The 15644-nt window shown below is 70.4% G+C and carries 13 protein-coding genes and 1 tRNA gene; 9 read left to right on the top strand and 5 right to left on the bottom strand.

Annotated features, from left to right (window positions below; all coding sequences use genetic code 11):
- Window positions 1-108 precede the first annotated feature (108 nt).
- Together F0L68_RS09595 and F0L68_RS09600 are read right to left on the bottom strand one after the other, a co-directional pair.
- Complete coding sequence (locus F0L68_RS09595) at window positions 109-750, bottom strand: LPXTG cell wall anchor domain-containing protein (protein WP_188316480.1); 642 nt, start codon at window positions 748-750, stop codon at window positions 109-111.
- A 209-nt stretch (window positions 751-959) separates the two neighbouring features.
- Window positions 960-1595, bottom strand: a complete 636-nt coding sequence (locus F0L68_RS09600; protein ID WP_149849140.1) for a TetR/AcrR family transcriptional regulator — start codon at window positions 1593-1595, stop codon at window positions 960-962.
- A gap of 111 nt (window positions 1596-1706) precedes the next feature.
- Here F0L68_RS09600 and F0L68_RS09605 point away from each other — a divergent pair, with 111 nt between their 5' ends.
- Window positions 1707-3140, top strand: a complete 1434-nt coding sequence (locus F0L68_RS09605; protein ID WP_149849141.1) for a DHA2 family efflux MFS transporter permease subunit — start codon at window positions 1707-1709, stop codon at window positions 3138-3140.
- 29 nt (window positions 3141-3169) lie between these two features.
- A complete protein-coding gene (gene mca / locus F0L68_RS09610; RefSeq protein WP_149849142.1) occupies window positions 3170-4018 on the top strand; it encodes a mycothiol conjugate amidase Mca in 849 nt (282 codons plus the stop codon).
- On the opposite strand, the gene F0L68_RS09615 is transcribed toward mca, so the two are convergent.
- A complete protein-coding gene (locus F0L68_RS09615) occupies window positions 4015-4482 on the bottom strand; it encodes a MarR family winged helix-turn-helix transcriptional regulator (RefSeq protein WP_149849143.1) in 468 nt (155 codons plus the stop codon). The genes mca and F0L68_RS09615 overlap by 4 nt on opposite strands.
- Window positions 4483-5014: 532 nt before the next feature.
- Window positions 5015-5097, bottom strand: a tRNA-Leu gene (locus F0L68_RS09620).
- Between the two features lie 118 nt (window positions 5098-5215).
- Here F0L68_RS09620 and F0L68_RS09625 point away from each other — a divergent pair.
- The 7 genes from F0L68_RS09625 to pknB all read left to right on the top strand — a co-directional run bounded on the left by F0L68_RS09625 (window position 5216) and on the right by pknB (window position 14864).
- Window positions 5216-6457, top strand: a complete 1242-nt coding sequence (locus F0L68_RS09625; protein ID WP_149849144.1) for an FHA domain-containing protein — start codon at window positions 5216-5218, stop codon at window positions 6455-6457.
- Between the two features lie 52 nt (window positions 6458-6509).
- On the top strand, window positions 6510-6968 hold the full coding sequence (locus F0L68_RS09630; protein WP_149849145.1) for an FHA domain-containing protein FhaB/FipA: 459 nt from the start codon (window positions 6510-6512) through the stop codon (window positions 6966-6968).
- Window positions 6965-8374, top strand: a complete 1410-nt coding sequence (locus F0L68_RS09635) for a PP2C family protein-serine/threonine phosphatase (protein ID WP_149849146.1) — start codon at window positions 6965-6967, stop codon at window positions 8372-8374. The genes F0L68_RS09630 and F0L68_RS09635 overlap by 4 nt, the downstream gene beginning before the upstream one ends.
- Window positions 8374-9843, top strand: a complete 1470-nt coding sequence (locus F0L68_RS09640) for an FtsW/RodA/SpoVE family cell cycle protein (protein ID WP_149849147.1) — start codon at window positions 8374-8376, stop codon at window positions 9841-9843. Before F0L68_RS09635 ends, F0L68_RS09640 begins: the two co-directional genes overlap by 1 nt.
- Window positions 9840-11348 (top strand): peptidoglycan D,D-transpeptidase FtsI family protein, encoded by a 1509-nt coding sequence (locus tag F0L68_RS09645; RefSeq protein ID WP_149849148.1) that lies wholly within the window; start codon window positions 9840-9842, stop codon window positions 11346-11348. Before F0L68_RS09640 ends, F0L68_RS09645 begins: the two co-directional genes overlap by 4 nt.
- The gene (locus F0L68_RS09650) at window positions 11348-12778 is read left to right on the top strand and encodes a serine/threonine-protein kinase (RefSeq protein WP_149849149.1); all 1431 of its coding nucleotides are present in this window, start codon (window positions 11348-11350) and stop codon (window positions 12776-12778) included. Before F0L68_RS09645 ends, F0L68_RS09650 begins: the two co-directional genes overlap by 1 nt.
- Window positions 12779-12866: 88 nt before the next feature.
- A complete protein-coding gene (pknB, locus tag F0L68_RS09655) occupies window positions 12867-14864 on the top strand; it encodes a Stk1 family PASTA domain-containing Ser/Thr kinase (RefSeq protein WP_149849150.1) in 1998 nt (665 codons plus the stop codon).
- Window positions 14865-14964: 100 nt separating this feature from the next.
- Here the strand turns inward: pknB and F0L68_RS09660 are convergent, their stop codons facing one another.
- Window positions 14965-15606: an aminodeoxychorismate/anthranilate synthase component II gene (locus F0L68_RS09660; protein ID WP_149849151.1), complete on the bottom strand. Its 642-nt coding sequence runs from the start codon at window positions 15604-15606 to the stop codon at window positions 14965-14967.
- Window positions 15607-15644: the final 38 nt, after the last annotated feature.

Consider the following 15644-nt stretch of genomic DNA (forward strand, 5'->3'; position numbering starts at 1 on the left):
GCAAGCGCGGCGAACTCTCGAATGTGCCTGGTGATCATGGGTGCGCGAACGCCGCCGGGGCGCTGGAACCAACCCAGCGCCCCGGCGGTCACACGATCTTGCTGACGACTACTGACCCGAGTTGCGACGGGTGCGGCGCACGGCGAACAGCGCGACCGCGCCCGCGGCGAGCAGGCCGCCGCCGAGCAGCAGCGGCAGGGTCACCGACGCGCCGGTGTTGGCCAGCGGGTTCTCGGTGGCCGCGGCGACCGCGGCGGGCGAGGTGGTCACGCTGGTCGCCGAGCTGCTCGGGGCGTTCGAGGACGGCGGGGCCACGACGGCGCTCGACGACGGCGCGACGCTAGAGCTGGTCGGCGCGACGCTGGAGGACGTCGGCTTCACGCACGCCGGCACGGTCTGCTTCTGGGTGAAGGAGAAGCCCTTCTTGCCGTCGGTGTCGTCCCACGCCTTGACGGTCAGCGTGAACGTGTGCGCGACGTCGCCGGCCACGGTCTTGTCGGTCTTGAAGCTGTCCGGGAAGTTGGTGACGGCGACGAGCTCGGTGTCGTTGTCCTTGAGCTCGACCGTGTTGGCCTTGTCGGCGTTGTAGTAGGTCAGGTCGACCGAGACCGTCGTCTTGCCGGTCTTGGTGTCGCAGGCAGCAGTCCACGTCTTGTTGTGGGCGCTGGCGGGGGCTGCCAGGCCGACCCAGAGGGTGGCGGCGACCGCGGTGACCGCGCTCACACCGAGGGCTTTGCGAGCGAACTGCATGGGTTCTCCTGTCCGGCGGGACGTCGGGGGCGCAAAAGACACGGGGGCGACCCGTTCGCTCATGGCGGGTGGGCGAGCGAGGGTCGACGGAGTAGCCACCGTCGCAATACCACCCAAATAGGCATCACCCACTCGGGTGGTGATCGACCGGGACAGTAGCAAGAAAGTGACCCTCAGTAGGTCACCGTTCGACAACGCAACCGTCGCGATCACACCGCGCGTGGCGCGACGTCCCCGATTCCCTGCTCCACGAGGCCGAACGCGTGCTCGGCCACCGGCACCAACGCGGCCGCGATCTCCTCGTTGGACTCACCCGCCAGGGTGCGCCCGAACACCTCGTCGAGCAGCACGCGGCACACGGTGACCAGCGTGGCGGCCACCATTCGCGCGGTGCCCCCGTGCTCGGGATCCTCCGCGAGCAGCACGGCGGCGAGCGCGTCCTCCCGCTCCTCGTGGATCTCCCGCAGCCGCGCGCGCAGCACCGGGCTCTCGGTGATCAGCCGCGCGAACGGCTCGCCGGAGAAGCCGAGCGCGGCGTCCCGCCCGGCGAGCGCCTCGAAGTAGAACTGGCGGATCGCGGCGGCGGCCGACTCGCCGGGGGCCCGCTCGGCGACCGCCCGCGCCGGGCCGGCGACCAGCTCCTCGTGCAGGTCGAGGACCAGGTCCTCCTTGCGCGGGAAGTGGTTCGTGACGGTCATCTTGGCGACACCGGCGGCGGAGGCGACCTCGGCGATCGTCACCGCGTCGAAGCCGCGCTCGATGAACAGCCTGGTCGCCACGTGCGAGATCGCCTGCCTGGTCTGCCGCTTCTTCTGCTCCCGCAGCCCCGAGGTCTCCGTGCCCATGCGCCCACTCTAGAGCACTTGATTAGGTCCGACCCAATTTTAGGCTTGACCTACCAACTAGGTCCGACCTAACGTTAGGTCCGACCTAATCAAGCGTTCAGAGAGGCGGGCATGACCACCCCAGCCAGCACCGTCCACCCGACAGCAATCCACCCGGCCCAGCCCGCCGACACCGAACGGCTGGACCCCGCGCTGCTCAAGATGGGCGCGGTGCTGATCTTCGGCGCAATCCTGTCCGTCCTCGACGGCACGATCGTCAACGTCGGGATCGACTCGGTGGTCCGCGACCTGCACAGCCCGCTGGCCGCCGTCCAGTGGGTGGCCACCGGCTACCTGCTCGCCGTCTCGATGGTCATGCCGCTGTCCGGCTGGGCCACCGAACGCTTCGGCGGCAAGCGAATGTGGATGATCTCGGTCGCGCTGTTCGTCGGCGGCTCCGCCCTGTGCGGGCTCGCCTGGTCCACTCCGGCGCTGATCGCCTTCCGCGTGGTCCAGGGCATCGGCGGCGGCATGATGCAGCCGATCGGCCAGGCCATGATGGCCCAGGCCGCGGGCCCGTCCCGGCTGACCAGGGTGATGGGCCTGCTGGTCGTCCCGATCACCTTCGCGCCGGTGCTCGGCCCCCTGCTCGGCGGAGTCATCGTGGCGAACCTGGACTGGCGCTGGATGTTCTACGTCAACGTGCCCATCGGGATCGCCACGCTGGTCGCCGCCGCGCGCGTCCTGCCGGCCGGCGGCCGGACCGGCGCGCGCAACCGGCTCGACGTGCTCGGCCTCGCCCTGCTCTCCCCCGGCCTCGCCGCGCTGGTCTACGGCTTCGCGACCGCGGGCGAACCCGGCGGCTTCGGCGCGCCGAAGGTCGTGCTCGCCCTCGCGCTCGGGGTCGGCCTGCTGGCCGGCTACGCGGCGCACGCCCTGCGGGGCAGGGGAATCCCGCTGATCGACCTGCGGCTGTTCCGCCGCAGGCAGTTCGCGGTCGCCACCGGCAGCTCGTTCCTGCTCGGCGCCTCGATGTACAGCTCGATGTTGTTGCTGCCGCTGTACTACGAGCAGGTCGAGCACGCGAGCGCGCTGCGGGCCGGGCTGCTGCTCGCGCCGCAGGCGCTCGGCACCGCGCTCGTGGTGACCCTGGCCGGACGCCTGGCCGCCAGGATCAGCCCGCGCCGGATCATGGTGTGCGGCATCGGACTCTCGCTCGCCGGGACCGTCGCGTTCACCCAGCTCGGCGCGCACCCGGCCGGCTGGCTGCTCGTCGCGTCCCTGGTGCTGCGCGGCATCGGGCTCGGCGCGACCATGGCGCCCGGCATGGGCGCGGTCTACGCGGCCGTCGAACGGCACGAGGCGCCGAGGGCGGCCAGCGCGCTCAACGTGCTGAACCGGGTCGGCGGCTCGCTCGGCACCGCGGTCCTCGTTGTGGTGCTGCAACAGAACCTCGACACGGCGGCCGACCCGGCCGTCGCCTTCGGCACGACCTTCTGGTGGGCGCTCGGGCTGTCGCTGCTCACCCTGATCCCCGCCGCGATGTTCCCCGACCGCGTCAGGTGACAACGCCCCAGATCGACAAGGAGACCCCGATGACCCTGCGCCTGCTTGCCGTGCACGCACACCCCGACGACGAGTCGAGCAAGGGCGCGGCGACCCTGGCCCGCTACGCCGCCGAGGGCGTCGACGTGCTCGTGGCGACCTGCACCGGCGGCGAGCGGGGCGACGTGCTCAACCCGAGGATGGACCGCCCCGGCGTGCTCGAGAACCTGGCGGAGATCCGCCGCGCCGAGATGGCGGCCGCCGCCGAGATCCTCGGTGTGCGGCAACGGTTTCTCGGCTTCGTCGACTCCGGCATGCCGGGCCGGGGCGAACCGTTGCCTGCGGACTGCTTCGCCGCGCTGCCCCTCTCGGTGGCCGCCGCGCCGCTGGTGGCGCTCATCCGCGAGTTCCGCCCGCACGTGGTGGTGACCTACGACGAGACCGGCGGCTACCCGCACCCCGATCACATCAGGACGCACGAGGTCGCCGTCGAGGCGTTCGAGGCGGCGGGCGACGGCGAGGGCCTGCCCGAGGCGGGCGAACCGTGGCAGCCGAGGAAGCTGTACTACCTCGCCCAGTTCAGCAAGGCCTGGTTCCAGACGCTGCACGACGCGATGACCGGACGCGGCGTCGACTCGCTGCTAGGCCAGGTGCTGGACGAGTGGCCGGACACCGCGCCCTCGCTCACGATCACCACCAGGGTGCGCTGCGCCGAGTACTTCGCCACCAGGGACAGGGCCGCGCTGGCGCACGCGACCCAGGTCGACCCCGACCACCCGATGTTCGCCCACCCGAGGGACCTCGAACGCGAGGTCTGGCCGACCGAGGACTACCAGCTCGCGCGGTCGGTGGTCGACCAGGACCTGCCCGAGGACGACCTGTTCGCCGGGCTGCGCTAACCGCCGAACCAGCTGGGAATGTCGAGTCGGAAGACGTTCGGCGGGGTGACCCTGCGCAGGTCGTCCTCCATGGCCCGCAGCCGATCCTCGCCGAGCGCGGCCGACCACTTCGCGCGCAGCTCCTCGAAGATCCGCGCCGACCTGGCGAGGCAGTCGTAGCCACGGTCGGTGAGCCGGACGACCTTGCGCCGCCCGTCGTTCGCGTCGGCGCGCCTGGTCACGTAGCCGAGGCGCTCCAGCGCGTCGACGGTCTTGCCGGCGGCCTGCTTGGACACGCCGAGCCTGCGGCCGAGCTCGGCCGCGGTCGCGCCGTCGCGGCCGATGGCCTGGAAGACGAACCCGTGCATGGGCCGCACGTCGGGGTGCCCCTGCCTGGCCAGCTCCTCGTGCAGCTCGTCGATGAGCACCCGGAACCCGAGCAGCAGCCGCAACGGCAGCTCGAACCCCGGCCGGTCACCCGGCACGACGCGTCACCCCGGTCAGCACACCGACAACCATATTGACCACTACGGGAGCCCGCAACGCGGCCTGCCTGACAACCACCCGCGCCCGTTCCGCCCGATTCAGGCATCCTGCCCCGCCGCTCTCAGCCACGAACGGGGTAACGCGCATCACATCCGGGCACACCTCACCGACGCGGATTCGGCCCTATTCCAAGCCCGGCGCAAATCGAGTCTCGCCCCACGAACCTCAAACCGCCACCCCACCATCGGCTACAACAACCCCACCCGCCGATTCCCACCACGGTCATCCCCGAGAGAAATAACCACCACCCCGAGGCCAGGCAAACCAACCGACAACCCAACCAACAACCTCACCGGGTCGCCCACCCAGGCACTCAAACGCTCATATCCGCGCTGGTCAACGCCCTAGCAACCACGCTGGTTCAAGAGGAGCTCGCACCGTGGGGGGCGTGGGGGGCTCGGCCCCCCAACATAATGACGAAGAGGCCCCTGTTCGCGCTTTCTGCGAACAGGGGCCTCTTCGGACTCGGAGTGCGCGAGGGGGGAGTTGAACCCCCACGTCCTTTCGGACACACGGACCTGAACCGTGCGCGTCTGCCATTCCGCCACTCGCGCTGGCCTGACGAAACGAAGCCTAGCACGGGCCCAGGACGGGTATCCAACTGACCCGTGTCGCCCATGCCGCGCACGGATACGATCGGGTCAGGAAGTCGCCGTGTAGAGGGAGTCGACCGTGGGCCTCGTGCAGCGCTTCGAGCGCCGTCTCGAAGGCATCGTGGGCAACACCTTCGCGCGCGTGTTCGGGGGCAGCGTCGTTCCGCAGGAGGTCGCCCAGGCACTACAGCGGGAAGCCGAGGGCAACATCCGCGAGCTCGCGGGTGGTCGTCTACTCGCACCGAACCACTACACGGTGCTGCTCGGCCCGCAGGACCATGATCGTCTTGCGGGCGACGGGCAGGATGAACTGCGCATCACCCAACTACTCGAAGATTGCGTACGAGAGCACCTCGCCGAGTTCGGGTGGGACACCTATGGTGACGTCGTAGTCTCCCTGGAGCGCTCTGACGCGCTGCACACCGGACAGTTCCGAACCAGCTCGTCCGTCGACCCCGACGTACGCCGACGGTCAGCACCACCTCGCACCGCAGGAGACCGATCCATGAGCCAGCCTCCCGGCCACGGCCAGCACCCCGAGGGCGACCCGTATGCCCAGCAGGGGCAGTACGGCTACGGACAAGGACAGGGTCAGCCCGGCTACGACCCGAACTACGGGCAGCAGCAGGGCGGCTACGGCGCCCCGCAGCCCGGGTACGACCAGGGTTACGGCCAGCAGCCGCAGCAGGGCTACGACCAGGGTTACGGCCAGCAGCCGCAGCAGGGCTACGACCAGGGCTATGGCCAGCAGCCCCAGCAGGGCTACGACCAGGGCTACGGCCAGCAGCCCGGGTACGACCAGGGCTACGGGCAGCAGCCGCCGCCGCAGGGCTATGACCAGGGCTACGGCCAGCAGCCGCAGCAGGGTTACGACCAGGGCTACGGGCAGCAGCCCCAGCAGGGCTATGACCAGGGCTACGGCCAGCAGCCGCAGCAGGGTTACGACCAGGGCTACGGGCAGCAGCAGGGCGGTTACCAGCAGGACCCCGCCGGTGGCTACGCGCCGCCAGCCGTGCAGACCGGCCCCCGCCAGCTGTCCGCGGTGCTCCAGCTCGACGACGGTTCGAACCGGACGTACAACCTGAAGCAGGGCGGCAACGTCGTCGGCCGTGGGCAGGACGCGGACTTCCGACTTCCCGACACGGGGGTCTCCAGAAGGCACCTGGAGATCACCTGGGATGGTCAGAGTGCAATGCTCGCTGATCTCGGTTCGACAAACGGCACCACGGTGAACGGCACTCCAGTGCAGACTTGGCAGCTCGCGGAAGGCGACGTCGTCCGCATCGGCCACTCCTCGCTGATGTTCCGTACCCAGGGCTGAGGCGTCGACCGGCGACGGCAGTCAGTACTCAAGGCGGGAGCGGTCACAACCGGTGCCAGAGCTGGTGATGCAGCTGACCAGAGCGGGTTTCCTTGTCCTGCTCTGGCTGTTCGTGCTGGCCGCGCTACGAGTGGTCCGCTCCGATCTCTACGCTGCCTCTGGGCTCCGGGTGTCCGCACCCGGGTTCCGCAAGGCAGCAAGGAAGGGCTCCCGGGGAAAGGCGCCTCGGCAACTCGTGGTCACCCACGGGGCGCTGGCCGGCACCCGGATCGCCCTTGACGGTCGCCCCATCCTGATCGGCCGCGCAGACGATTCGACCCTCGTGCTCGATGACGACTTCGCGTCCACCCGACACGCGAGGCTGTCTTTGCGCGGAACCGACTGGTACGTGGAGGATCTCGGCTCCACGAACGGAAGCTACCTAGACCGGGCGAAGGTCACGGCACCCCTCCGGGTCCCGCTCGGCGTCCCGATCCGCATCGGCAAAACGGTGATCGAGCTGCGCTCATGACCCTCGTCCTTCGATACGCAGCCCGCAGCGACCGGGGCCTGGTCCGTTCCAACAACCAGGACTCCGTGTACGCGGGCCCGCGCCTGCTCGCGCTCGCCGACGGCATGGGCGGCCACGCCGCCGGTGAGGTGGCCAGCAAGGTCGTCATCGCCGCGCTCGCGTCGCTCGACGACGACGAGCCGGGCGACGACCTGCTCAGCCAGCTGCGCGAGGCGGTGCAGGCCGGCAACGGCGCCATCGCCGACCTCGTCGCCAGCGACCCCGACCTGGACGGCATGGGCACGACGCTCACCGCCGTCCTGTTCGCCGGCAGCAGGCTCGGCCTCGTCCACATTGGCGACTCGCGCGCCTACCTCCAGCGAAACGGCTCCTTCGCCCAGATCACGCACGACGACACGTTCGTCCAGTCGCTGATCGACGAGGGCCGGATCACCGAGGAGGAGGCGGCGACGCACCCGCAGCGCTCGCTGCTGCTGCGCGCGCTCACCGGTCACGAGGTCGAACCGAGCCTCACCGTCAGGGAAGCCCGCGCTGGCGACCGGTTCCTGATCTGCTCCGACGGACTCTCCGGGCCGGTCAGCCTGGAGACCCTGGCCGAGGCGATCAAGATCCCCGACCCGCACCTGTGCGCCGACCGCATGATCGAGCTGGCGCTCAAGGGCGGCGGCCCGGACAACGTCACCTGCGTCGTGGCCGACGTGGTGGACATCGACTTCGGCGAGGACACCCCGATCGTCGGCGGCGCGGCCGGTGACGGCAGCGAGGACCCCCCGCCGCCGGACTCCCCCGCGTCCCGCGCCGGATCTCTGACGCCGCGCCCGACTCCGCCGCCGAGGGTGGAGTCGCCGGCCGAGGCGCCGGACCCGAAGGCCAAGCGCCGCAAACGTTTCCGCCTGCTGCTCCTGCTGGTCGTGCTCCTCGTGCTGCTCGCGGCCGCCGGCTTCGGCACCAGGTACTGGGTGCTCCGCCAGTACTACGTGAGCGCGTCGGACACCGGCGAGGTGTCGATCTTCCAGGGCGTCCGGGGCAGCGTGTTCGGCATCAAGCTGCACCGCAACGTCGAGGGCTCCTGCGCGCCGAACCTGCCGCAGGCCTGCGAGATGATGAAGGTGGACGACCTCGCGGCCACCATGCGCGACGTCGTGCGCAGCGGCATCACCGACGTCGACGGGCTGGAGGGCGCCCGCGCCAAGATCCGGCAGCTGCGCCTCGAGCAGCTGCTGCCGATCTGCGCGACGACCTCGCCAGGGTCCAACACCACACCGACGAGTCCCACCTCACCGCCGCCGACGGGCGGCGAACAGTCCTCCGGGTCGCCGGAGCCGCCCAACACGGACGCCACCCCGGTGCCGTCCAACCAGCCGCGCCCCGGTGAGACGTGCCGGACCCGACGAGGAACCGGTTGATGGCTGTACCGACTCCCGGCGGGGGAGGCGTGGCCACCGGGCCGGCGAGTGCCACGTCCCCTGGCATACGTCCGCCCACGCGACGGGGCACCGAGCTGGTCATGCTCGCGTTCGCCGCCGCGATCGTCACTGGCGCGATGATCCTCGTCGAGGCGAACCAGCAGCAGTCGATGTCGCTGGACATCCTGTACTACGGGCTCGCCTACCTCGCGCTGTTCGGCGTCGCGCACCTGGCCGTGCGCAGGTGGGCGCCGTACGCGGATCCGCTGATCCTGCCGTGCGTCGCGCTGCTCAACGGCCTCGGCCTGGTGATGATCCACCGCCTTGACCCGGCGCTGCGCGCGCAGGCGGCCGCTCGCGAGCACGCCTACACCGACGCGGCGCCCAAGCAGCTCGTCTGGACCACGATCGGCCTCGTGCTGTTCATCGCCGTGCTGATGCTGATCAAGGATCACCGCACGCTTGCGCGCTACGGCTACACCTTCGGCCTGGTCGGCCTGGTGCTGTTGGCGCTGCCCGGCATGCTGCCGGCGTCGATGTCCAGCGCGGGCGGCGCGAAGCTGTGGCTGATCCTCGGCCCGTTCTCGATCCAGCCAGGTGAGTTCGCCAAGATCCTGCTGCTGATCTTCTTCGCCGCGTTCCTCGTCTCCAAACGCGACCTGTTCACGATCGCCGGCCGCCGGTTCCTCGGCATGGACCTGCCGCGCGCCCGCGACCTCGGCCCGCTGCTGGTCGCCTGCGTGATGGCGTTCGGCGTGCTGGCGCTGGAGAACGACCTCGGCCAGTCGCTGTTGATGTTCGGCGTCGTGCTGATCATGCTGTACGTGGCGACCGAGCGGTCGTCCTGGATCGTGGTCGGCCTCGTCCTGTTCGCCGCCGCGTGCATCCTGGCCTACAAGCTGTTCCCGCACTTCCAGGTGCGCGTGTCGGCGTGGCTGAACCCGGACGCCATCTACGACGCGGACTTCGGCAGCAGCTACCAGCTGATGCAGGGCCTGTTCGGCATCGCGACCGGCGGGATCTTCGGCACCGGCTGGGGCGCGGGCAGGCCCGACATCGTGCCGGTGTCCAACAGCGACTTCATCGTCACCTCGTTCGGCGAGGAGCTCGGCTTCATCGGGCTCGCCGCGATCCTGATGATCTACCTGCTGCTGGTGATGCGCGGCCTGCGCGGGGCCCTCGCGGTCCGCGACACGTTCGGCAAGCTGCTCGCCGGCGGCCTCGCGTTCAGCGTCGGCGTGCAGACGTTCATCATCGTCGGCGGCGTCACCAAGCTGATCCCGCTGACCGGCATCACCACGCCGTTCCTCGCCAACGGCGGTTCCTCGCTGCTGGCCAACTACATTCTCGTCGCCCTGCTGCTGCGCATCTCCGACACCGCGCGGCGGCCGCAGGCGAGCAGTCGGCCCAAGCCGCCGCAGCCGGCCATCGCCGACCAGCACACCGTCCTCGTGGAGCGGCCGACATGAACACTCCGCTCCGCAGGGTCGGCCTCGCGATGATGGTGATGATCGTTCTGCTGCTGGCGAACGCCACCTACGTGCAGGTGATCAAGGCAGACGACTACCGCAAGGACCCCCGCAACCAGCGGGTGTTGCTCGACGAGTACGCCAGGCAGCGCGGCCAGATCATCGCCGGCGACAACAAGACCCAGCTGGCCAACGTCACCGGCACCACCGACCGGCTGCGCTACCTGCGCACCTACCCCAACGGGGCGCTCTACGCGCCGGTGACCGGCTACTACTCGACGATCTACTCGTCCAACGGCATCGAGCACGCCGAGGACGACGTGCTCAACGGCTCGGACGACCGGCTGTTCGTGCGTCGGCTCTCCGACCTGATCACGGGCCGGGACCCGCGCGGCGGCAGCGTGCAGACCTCGATCAACACGGCCGCCCAGCAGGCCGCGTACACCGCGCTGACCTCGCGCGGCCTGACCGGCGCGGTGGTCGCGATCGACCCGAAGACCGGCCAGATCCTGGCCAGCGTGAGCACCCCGTCCTACGACCCGAACCGGCTGGCCAGCCACGACGGCACCGAGCAGAAGAAGGCGTGGACGGAGTACACCGACCCGAACGGTCCGCAGCCGATGCTCAACCGGGCCGTGACGGCGACCTACCCGCCCGGCTCGACCTTCAAGCTGGTCGTCACCGCGGCGGCGCTCGCCGACGGCAAGAACAAGGACACCCAGCTGACCGCGGCGCCGACCATCGACATCAACAAGAACACCAAGCTGGAGAACTACAACGGCAGCACCTGCGGCAGCGGCCAGACCGCCTCGTTGCAGGACGCGCTCGCGCTGTCCTGCAACACCGCGTTCGCCCAGCTGGCGCACGACCTCGGCCCGGACAAGCTGCGCGACCAGGCGGCCAAGTTCGGCATCGGCCAGAACGGCCTCCAGGTGCCGCTGCCGGTGTCGCGATCCTGCATCGGCCCGACCGTGCCAAGCGACAACTGCATGACCATCGCGGACTCCGACGCGCTGTACTCCACCGGCATCGGGCAGCGTGACGTCAGCCTGACGCCGCTGGAGAACGCGGAGATCGCGGCGACGATCGCCAACGGCGGGCAGCGGATGCAGCCCAACATGGTGAAGGCGATCCTCGGCCCCGACCTGTCCCCGGTCGAGACCACCAAGCCTGTCGTGGCCGGCCAGGCGATGAGCTCCGACGACGCCGCAACGCTGCGCGACATGATGATCAAGTCGGAGCAGCACACCGGCGGCGAGGGCCAGCTGTCCGGCGTCACCATCGCGTCCAAGACGGGCACCGCCGAGCACGGCACCGACCCGCGCCACACGCCGCCGCACGCCTGGTACGTGGCCTTCGACGCCTCCACACCGGGCGGCCCCAAGGTCGCGGTGGCCGTCATCGTGGAGAACGGCGGCGACCGGGGGCTCGGCGCGACCGGCGGCAAGGTGGCCGCGCCCATCGGCCGCGCGGTCATCGGCGCCATCCTGGGGGGTGGCGGCTGATGCTCACCACCGGCCACCTGCTCGCCGAGCGCTACCGGCTCGGCAGGCGCATCGCCGTCGGTGGGATGGGCGAGGTCTGGGAGGCTGCGGACACCCGGCTGGACCGCAAGGTCGCGGTCAAGGTGCTCAAGCCGGAGCTGTGCGGCGACGCCGAGTTCCTGCACCGCTTCCGCACCGAGGCGCGCACCACCGCCTCGCTGAACCACCCCGGCATCGCGGCCGTGCACGACTACGGCGAGACGGCGTCCCTGCCGGACGGCCCGCAGGACACCGCGTACCTGGTGATGGAACTCGTGGAGGGCGACCCGCTCGCGGCGATCATCGCCAAGGGGCGGCTGACCGCCGACCGCACGCTGGACATCCTCGAACAGGCCGGCACCGCGCTCCAGGCCGCGCACCAGCGCGGCCTGGTGCACCGGGACGTCAAGCCCGGCAACATCCTGGTCACGCCGACCGGGCAGGTGAAGCTGACCGACTTCGGCATCGCCAAGGCCGCCGACGCCGCGCCGGTGACCAGGTCGGGCATGGTGATGGGCACCGCGCACTACATCGCCCCGGAACAGGCGCTGGGCAGCGAGGCCGAACCGGCCAGCGACGTCTACTCGCTCGCCGTGTGCGGCTACGAGTGCCTGGCGGGCCGGCGGCCGTTCCTGTCGGAGAACGCGGTCACCGTCGCGATGATGCACATCCGCGACCTGCCGCCGCCGCTGCCGCCGGACGTGCCGCCGGGTCCGCGCGCCCTGATCGAGGCCACCCTGGTGAAGGACCCGAGGCAGCGCTACCGCAGCGGTGGCGAGTTCTCGGCTGCGGTCACCGCGGTGCGGCTCGGCCAGCCGCTGCCGACGCCGTCCGGGCTGGCGATGGCCGGCCCGATGAGCATGCCCGGCCTCGTCCCGCAGCAACCGCTGATGGGCAACACCGGTTCGATGACGGGGATGCGGCCGGTCGGGCCGCCGCCGATGCAGCACGGGCCGCCCGGTCTCGCCCAGCACACCGGCGCGTTTCGGCAGGCGCAGCAACAACAACAGCCGCCGCAGCGGAACCGGACCGGCCTGTGGGTGCTCGTCGCCGTGCTGGCCACCGCGCTCGTGGTGCTGGGCGTGTTCGTGGTGGTGATGGCGACACGCAACAATGGTGCGTCGCCGCCGACCGGCCAGCGCGACACCGGCACGACTCGATCGGTCAGCGAGTCGACCGGTTCGGTGGGACACGGCGTGCCAGGCCAGGTCACGATCGACGCGCACGACTATGTCAACCGGCCTGCGGCCGAAGTGCGGACCAGGTTGATGCAGAACCAGCTCGTGCCCGAGGTGAAGACGCCGCAGGGTGACACGCCGCGAGATCCGCAGCGCTGCGTGGTGACAGATCTCGCGCCTGTCGGTCAGGTGGCGATCGGTTCGAGGGTGGCGGTCACATGTGCGCCCCAGTGAATCGACTCGCCAGGCCGGACTGGCACCGAAGGCTCCACGCGGCAGGCATGATGAGGCGAACGTTGACGAGGATCGGGACGACGCACCGATGAGCACTCCGCGACTGCTCTCCAACCGCTACGAAATCGGCGAGACGCTCGGCTACGGCGGGATGTCCGAAGTCCACCGGGGCAAGGACGTTCGGCTCAGCCGGGACGTGGCGGTGAAGGTGCTGCGCGCTGACCTCGCCAGGGACCCCCAGTTCCAGGAGCGGTTCCGGCGCGAGGCGCAGAACGCCGCCGCGCTGAACCACCCGGCCATCGTCGCCGTCTACGACACGGGCGAGACGCAGACCGAACACGGTCCGCTCCCCTACATCGTGATGGAGTACGTCGACGGCAGGACGCTGCGCGACATCGTCAAGACGCAGGGGCCGCTGTCGGGCAAACGGGCCATGGAGGTCATGGCCGACGTCTGCGCCGCGCTGGACTTCAGCCACCGGCACGGGATCGTGCACCGCGACGTCAAGCCGGCGAACGTGATGATCACCAAGACCGGCGCGGTCAAGGTGATGGACTTCGGCATCGCCCGCGCGGTGGCCGACGGCCAGGCCGCGGTGACGCAGACCGCAGCCGTGATAGGGACCGCCCAGTACCTCTCGCCGGAACAGGCCAGGGGCGAGGCCGTTGACGGCCGAAGCGACGTCTACGCGGCTGGCTGTGTGCTGTTCGAGCTGCTCACCGGGGAGCCGCCGTTCACCGGCGACTCCCCCGTCGCGGTGGCCTACCAGCACGTGCGGGAGGACCCGAAGCCGCCGTCCACGCTGAACCCCAACGTCACGCCCGCGCTGGACGCCATCGTGCTCAAGGCGATGGCCAAGGGCCCGGCCAACCGCTACCAGTCGGCCGCCGAGATGCGCGGCGACCTGGTGCGGGTGCTGTCCGGGCAGCGACCGTCCGCGCCATCCGTGATGACCGCGGCCGACCGCACCTCGCTGATGAACCAGGCGGGCCCGACCGAGGTCATGGGCGGCGGCCGGCACCGGCCGACGACGATGGCCGACGACGACTACGACGACGAGTACGACGAGGAGGAGGAGCGCAGGGCGCGGCGGAAGAAGACCACCACCATCGTGCTGGTGGTCGTGGCGTGCCTGCTCCTCATCGGGCTCGCGGCGTGGCTGGTCTCCACCCTGTTGGGCGGCGGCAGCGCGAACAAGCAGGATCCCAACGCCAACAAGGTGAACGTGCCCAGCGTGGTCGGCAAGACCGGGCCAGACGCGTCGGCCGCGATCGGCAACGCCAGCCTGATCGCGAACCTCGTGAACCTCAAGTGCCAGACGGACCCGGCCAAACCTTCCGATCCGGCGCCGTGCACCCAGGCCGACATCGGCAAGGTCATGAAGACCAGCCCGGCGGCCGGGACGTCGGTCGACAAGCGCTCGGCGGTGGACATCTACGTCGCGACCGCGGCGGACGCCGTGCCGGTGCCCAACCTGACCGGCAAGACGCTGGCCGAGGCGGGGCAGGCGCTGACGGCGGTCGGGTTGACGCTGGACCCGGCGCAGCCGCAGACGGAGGACGTCACCGACGACACCCTGATCGACAAGGTGTCCTCGCAGTCCCCGAGCGCGAGCGCGAGCGTGACCAAGGGCACCGCGGTCACCGTCAAGATCGGCAAGCAGACCAAGATCGCCGTCACCGACTACACGGGGCAGAGCTACGACAGCGCGCAGGGCGGGCTCACCGCGGTCGGCCTGCTGCCGAAGAAGGTCGAGGTCGACTCGGACAAGCCGATCGGCACGGTCGTCGACCAGAACCCCAAGAGCGGCAAGCTGGCCAAGGGCGGGACGGTCACCCTCCAGGTGTCGCGGGGGCCGAAGCTGACGATGCCCAACATCAAGGGCATGACCGTCCAGGACGCCAAGGACATGCTGGCCAACCAGGGCTGGACGGGCTCCTTCACGCAGGGCACCAAGCAGACGACCGACCCGAACCAGAACGGCCTGATCTCCGACCAGGGCCTCCCGGTCGGCACCCCGCTCACCAAGGACCAGGCGATCCCGATCACGGTGTACCAGTTCAACATCCTGCCGACGACCAGGTAGCCGACCAGACGCACAACGAGAAGGGAGCGGCCCGCTGCGGGCCGCTCCCTTCTCGTTGTCCAGTCCTTGTTCTGGCCGTGCGGCGTTCCGGCCGTGCGGCCTAGATCCTGGCCGCCGCCGCGAGCCTGCGCATGTCCTGCTCCAGCGCGGCGACGGTCCCCTCGGGCACCTGGTGGCCGCACACGGCGAGCCAGTTGGCCAGCATGCGGTGGCCGCCGTCGGTGAGCACCGACTCCGGGTGGAACTGCACGCCCTCGACGGGCAGCTCGCGGTGGCGCATCGCCATCACCACGCCGGACTCGGTGCGGCCGGTGACCTCGAACTCCGCTGGCACGGTGTCGGGCAGCACGGTCAGCGAGTGATACCTGGTCGCGGTGAACGGGTCGGGCAGGCCGGCCAGCACGCCCCTGCCGTTGTGGTGCACCTGGCTGGTCTTGCCGTGCAGCAGCTCGGGGGCCAGGTCGACGGTGCCGCCCCAGACCGCGCCGATGGCCTGGTGGCCGAGGCACACGCCGAGCACGGGGATCCGCCGGTCCGCGCAGTGCCGGATCACGTCCATGCTCGCGCCTGCCCGGTCCGGCGTGCTCGGGCCGGGGCTGATCAGCACCCCGTCGAACTCGGCGATCTCGGCGAGGTCGACCGCGTCGTTGCGGCGCACCTCACAGTCCGCGCCGAGCTGGGCCAGGTACTGGACCAGGTTGTAGACGAAGCTGTCGTAGTTGTCGACCACGAGGACCCGCATTGGCTAAGCCTAGAGCGCGGGGGCCGGGGTGCGGAGCT

Source organism: Solihabitans fulvus (genome assembly GCF_008386585.1).
In the GTDB taxonomy this organism is placed as follows: domain Bacteria; phylum Actinomycetota; class Actinomycetes; order Mycobacteriales; family Pseudonocardiaceae; genus Solihabitans; species Solihabitans fulvus.

Excerpts from the sequence above, each read along its gene's own strand:
- F0L68_RS09595 (WP_188316480.1), bottom strand. The coding sequence starts at position 750 with ATGCAGTTCGCTCGCAAAGCCCTCGGTGTGAGCGCGGTCACCGCGGTC.
- F0L68_RS09600 (WP_149849140.1), bottom strand. The coding sequence starts at position 1,595 with ATGGGCACGGAGACCTCGGGGCTGCGGGAGCAGAAGAAGCGGCAGACC.
- F0L68_RS09605 (WP_149849141.1), top strand. The coding sequence starts at position 1,707 with ATGACCACCCCAGCCAGCACCGTCCACCCGACAGCAATCCACCCGGCC.
- mca (WP_149849142.1), top strand. The coding sequence starts at position 3,170 with ATGACCCTGCGCCTGCTTGCCGTGCACGCACACCCCGACGACGAGTCG.
- F0L68_RS09635 (WP_149849146.1), top strand. The coding sequence starts at position 6,965 with ATGACCCTCGTCCTTCGATACGCAGCCCGCAGCGACCGGGGCCTGGTC.
- F0L68_RS09640 (WP_149849147.1), top strand. The coding sequence starts at position 8,374 with ATGGCTGTACCGACTCCCGGCGGGGGAGGCGTGGCCACCGGGCCGGCG.
- F0L68_RS09645 (WP_149849148.1), top strand. The coding sequence starts at position 9,840 with ATGAACACTCCGCTCCGCAGGGTCGGCCTCGCGATGATGGTGATGATC.
- F0L68_RS09650 (WP_149849149.1), top strand. The coding sequence starts at position 11,348 with ATGCTCACCACCGGCCACCTGCTCGCCGAGCGCTACCGGCTCGGCAGG.
- pknB (WP_149849150.1), top strand. The coding sequence starts at position 12,867 with ATGAGCACTCCGCGACTGCTCTCCAACCGCTACGAAATCGGCGAGACG.
- F0L68_RS09660 (WP_149849151.1), bottom strand. The coding sequence starts at position 15,606 with ATGCGGGTCCTCGTGGTCGACAACTACGACAGCTTCGTCTACAACCTG.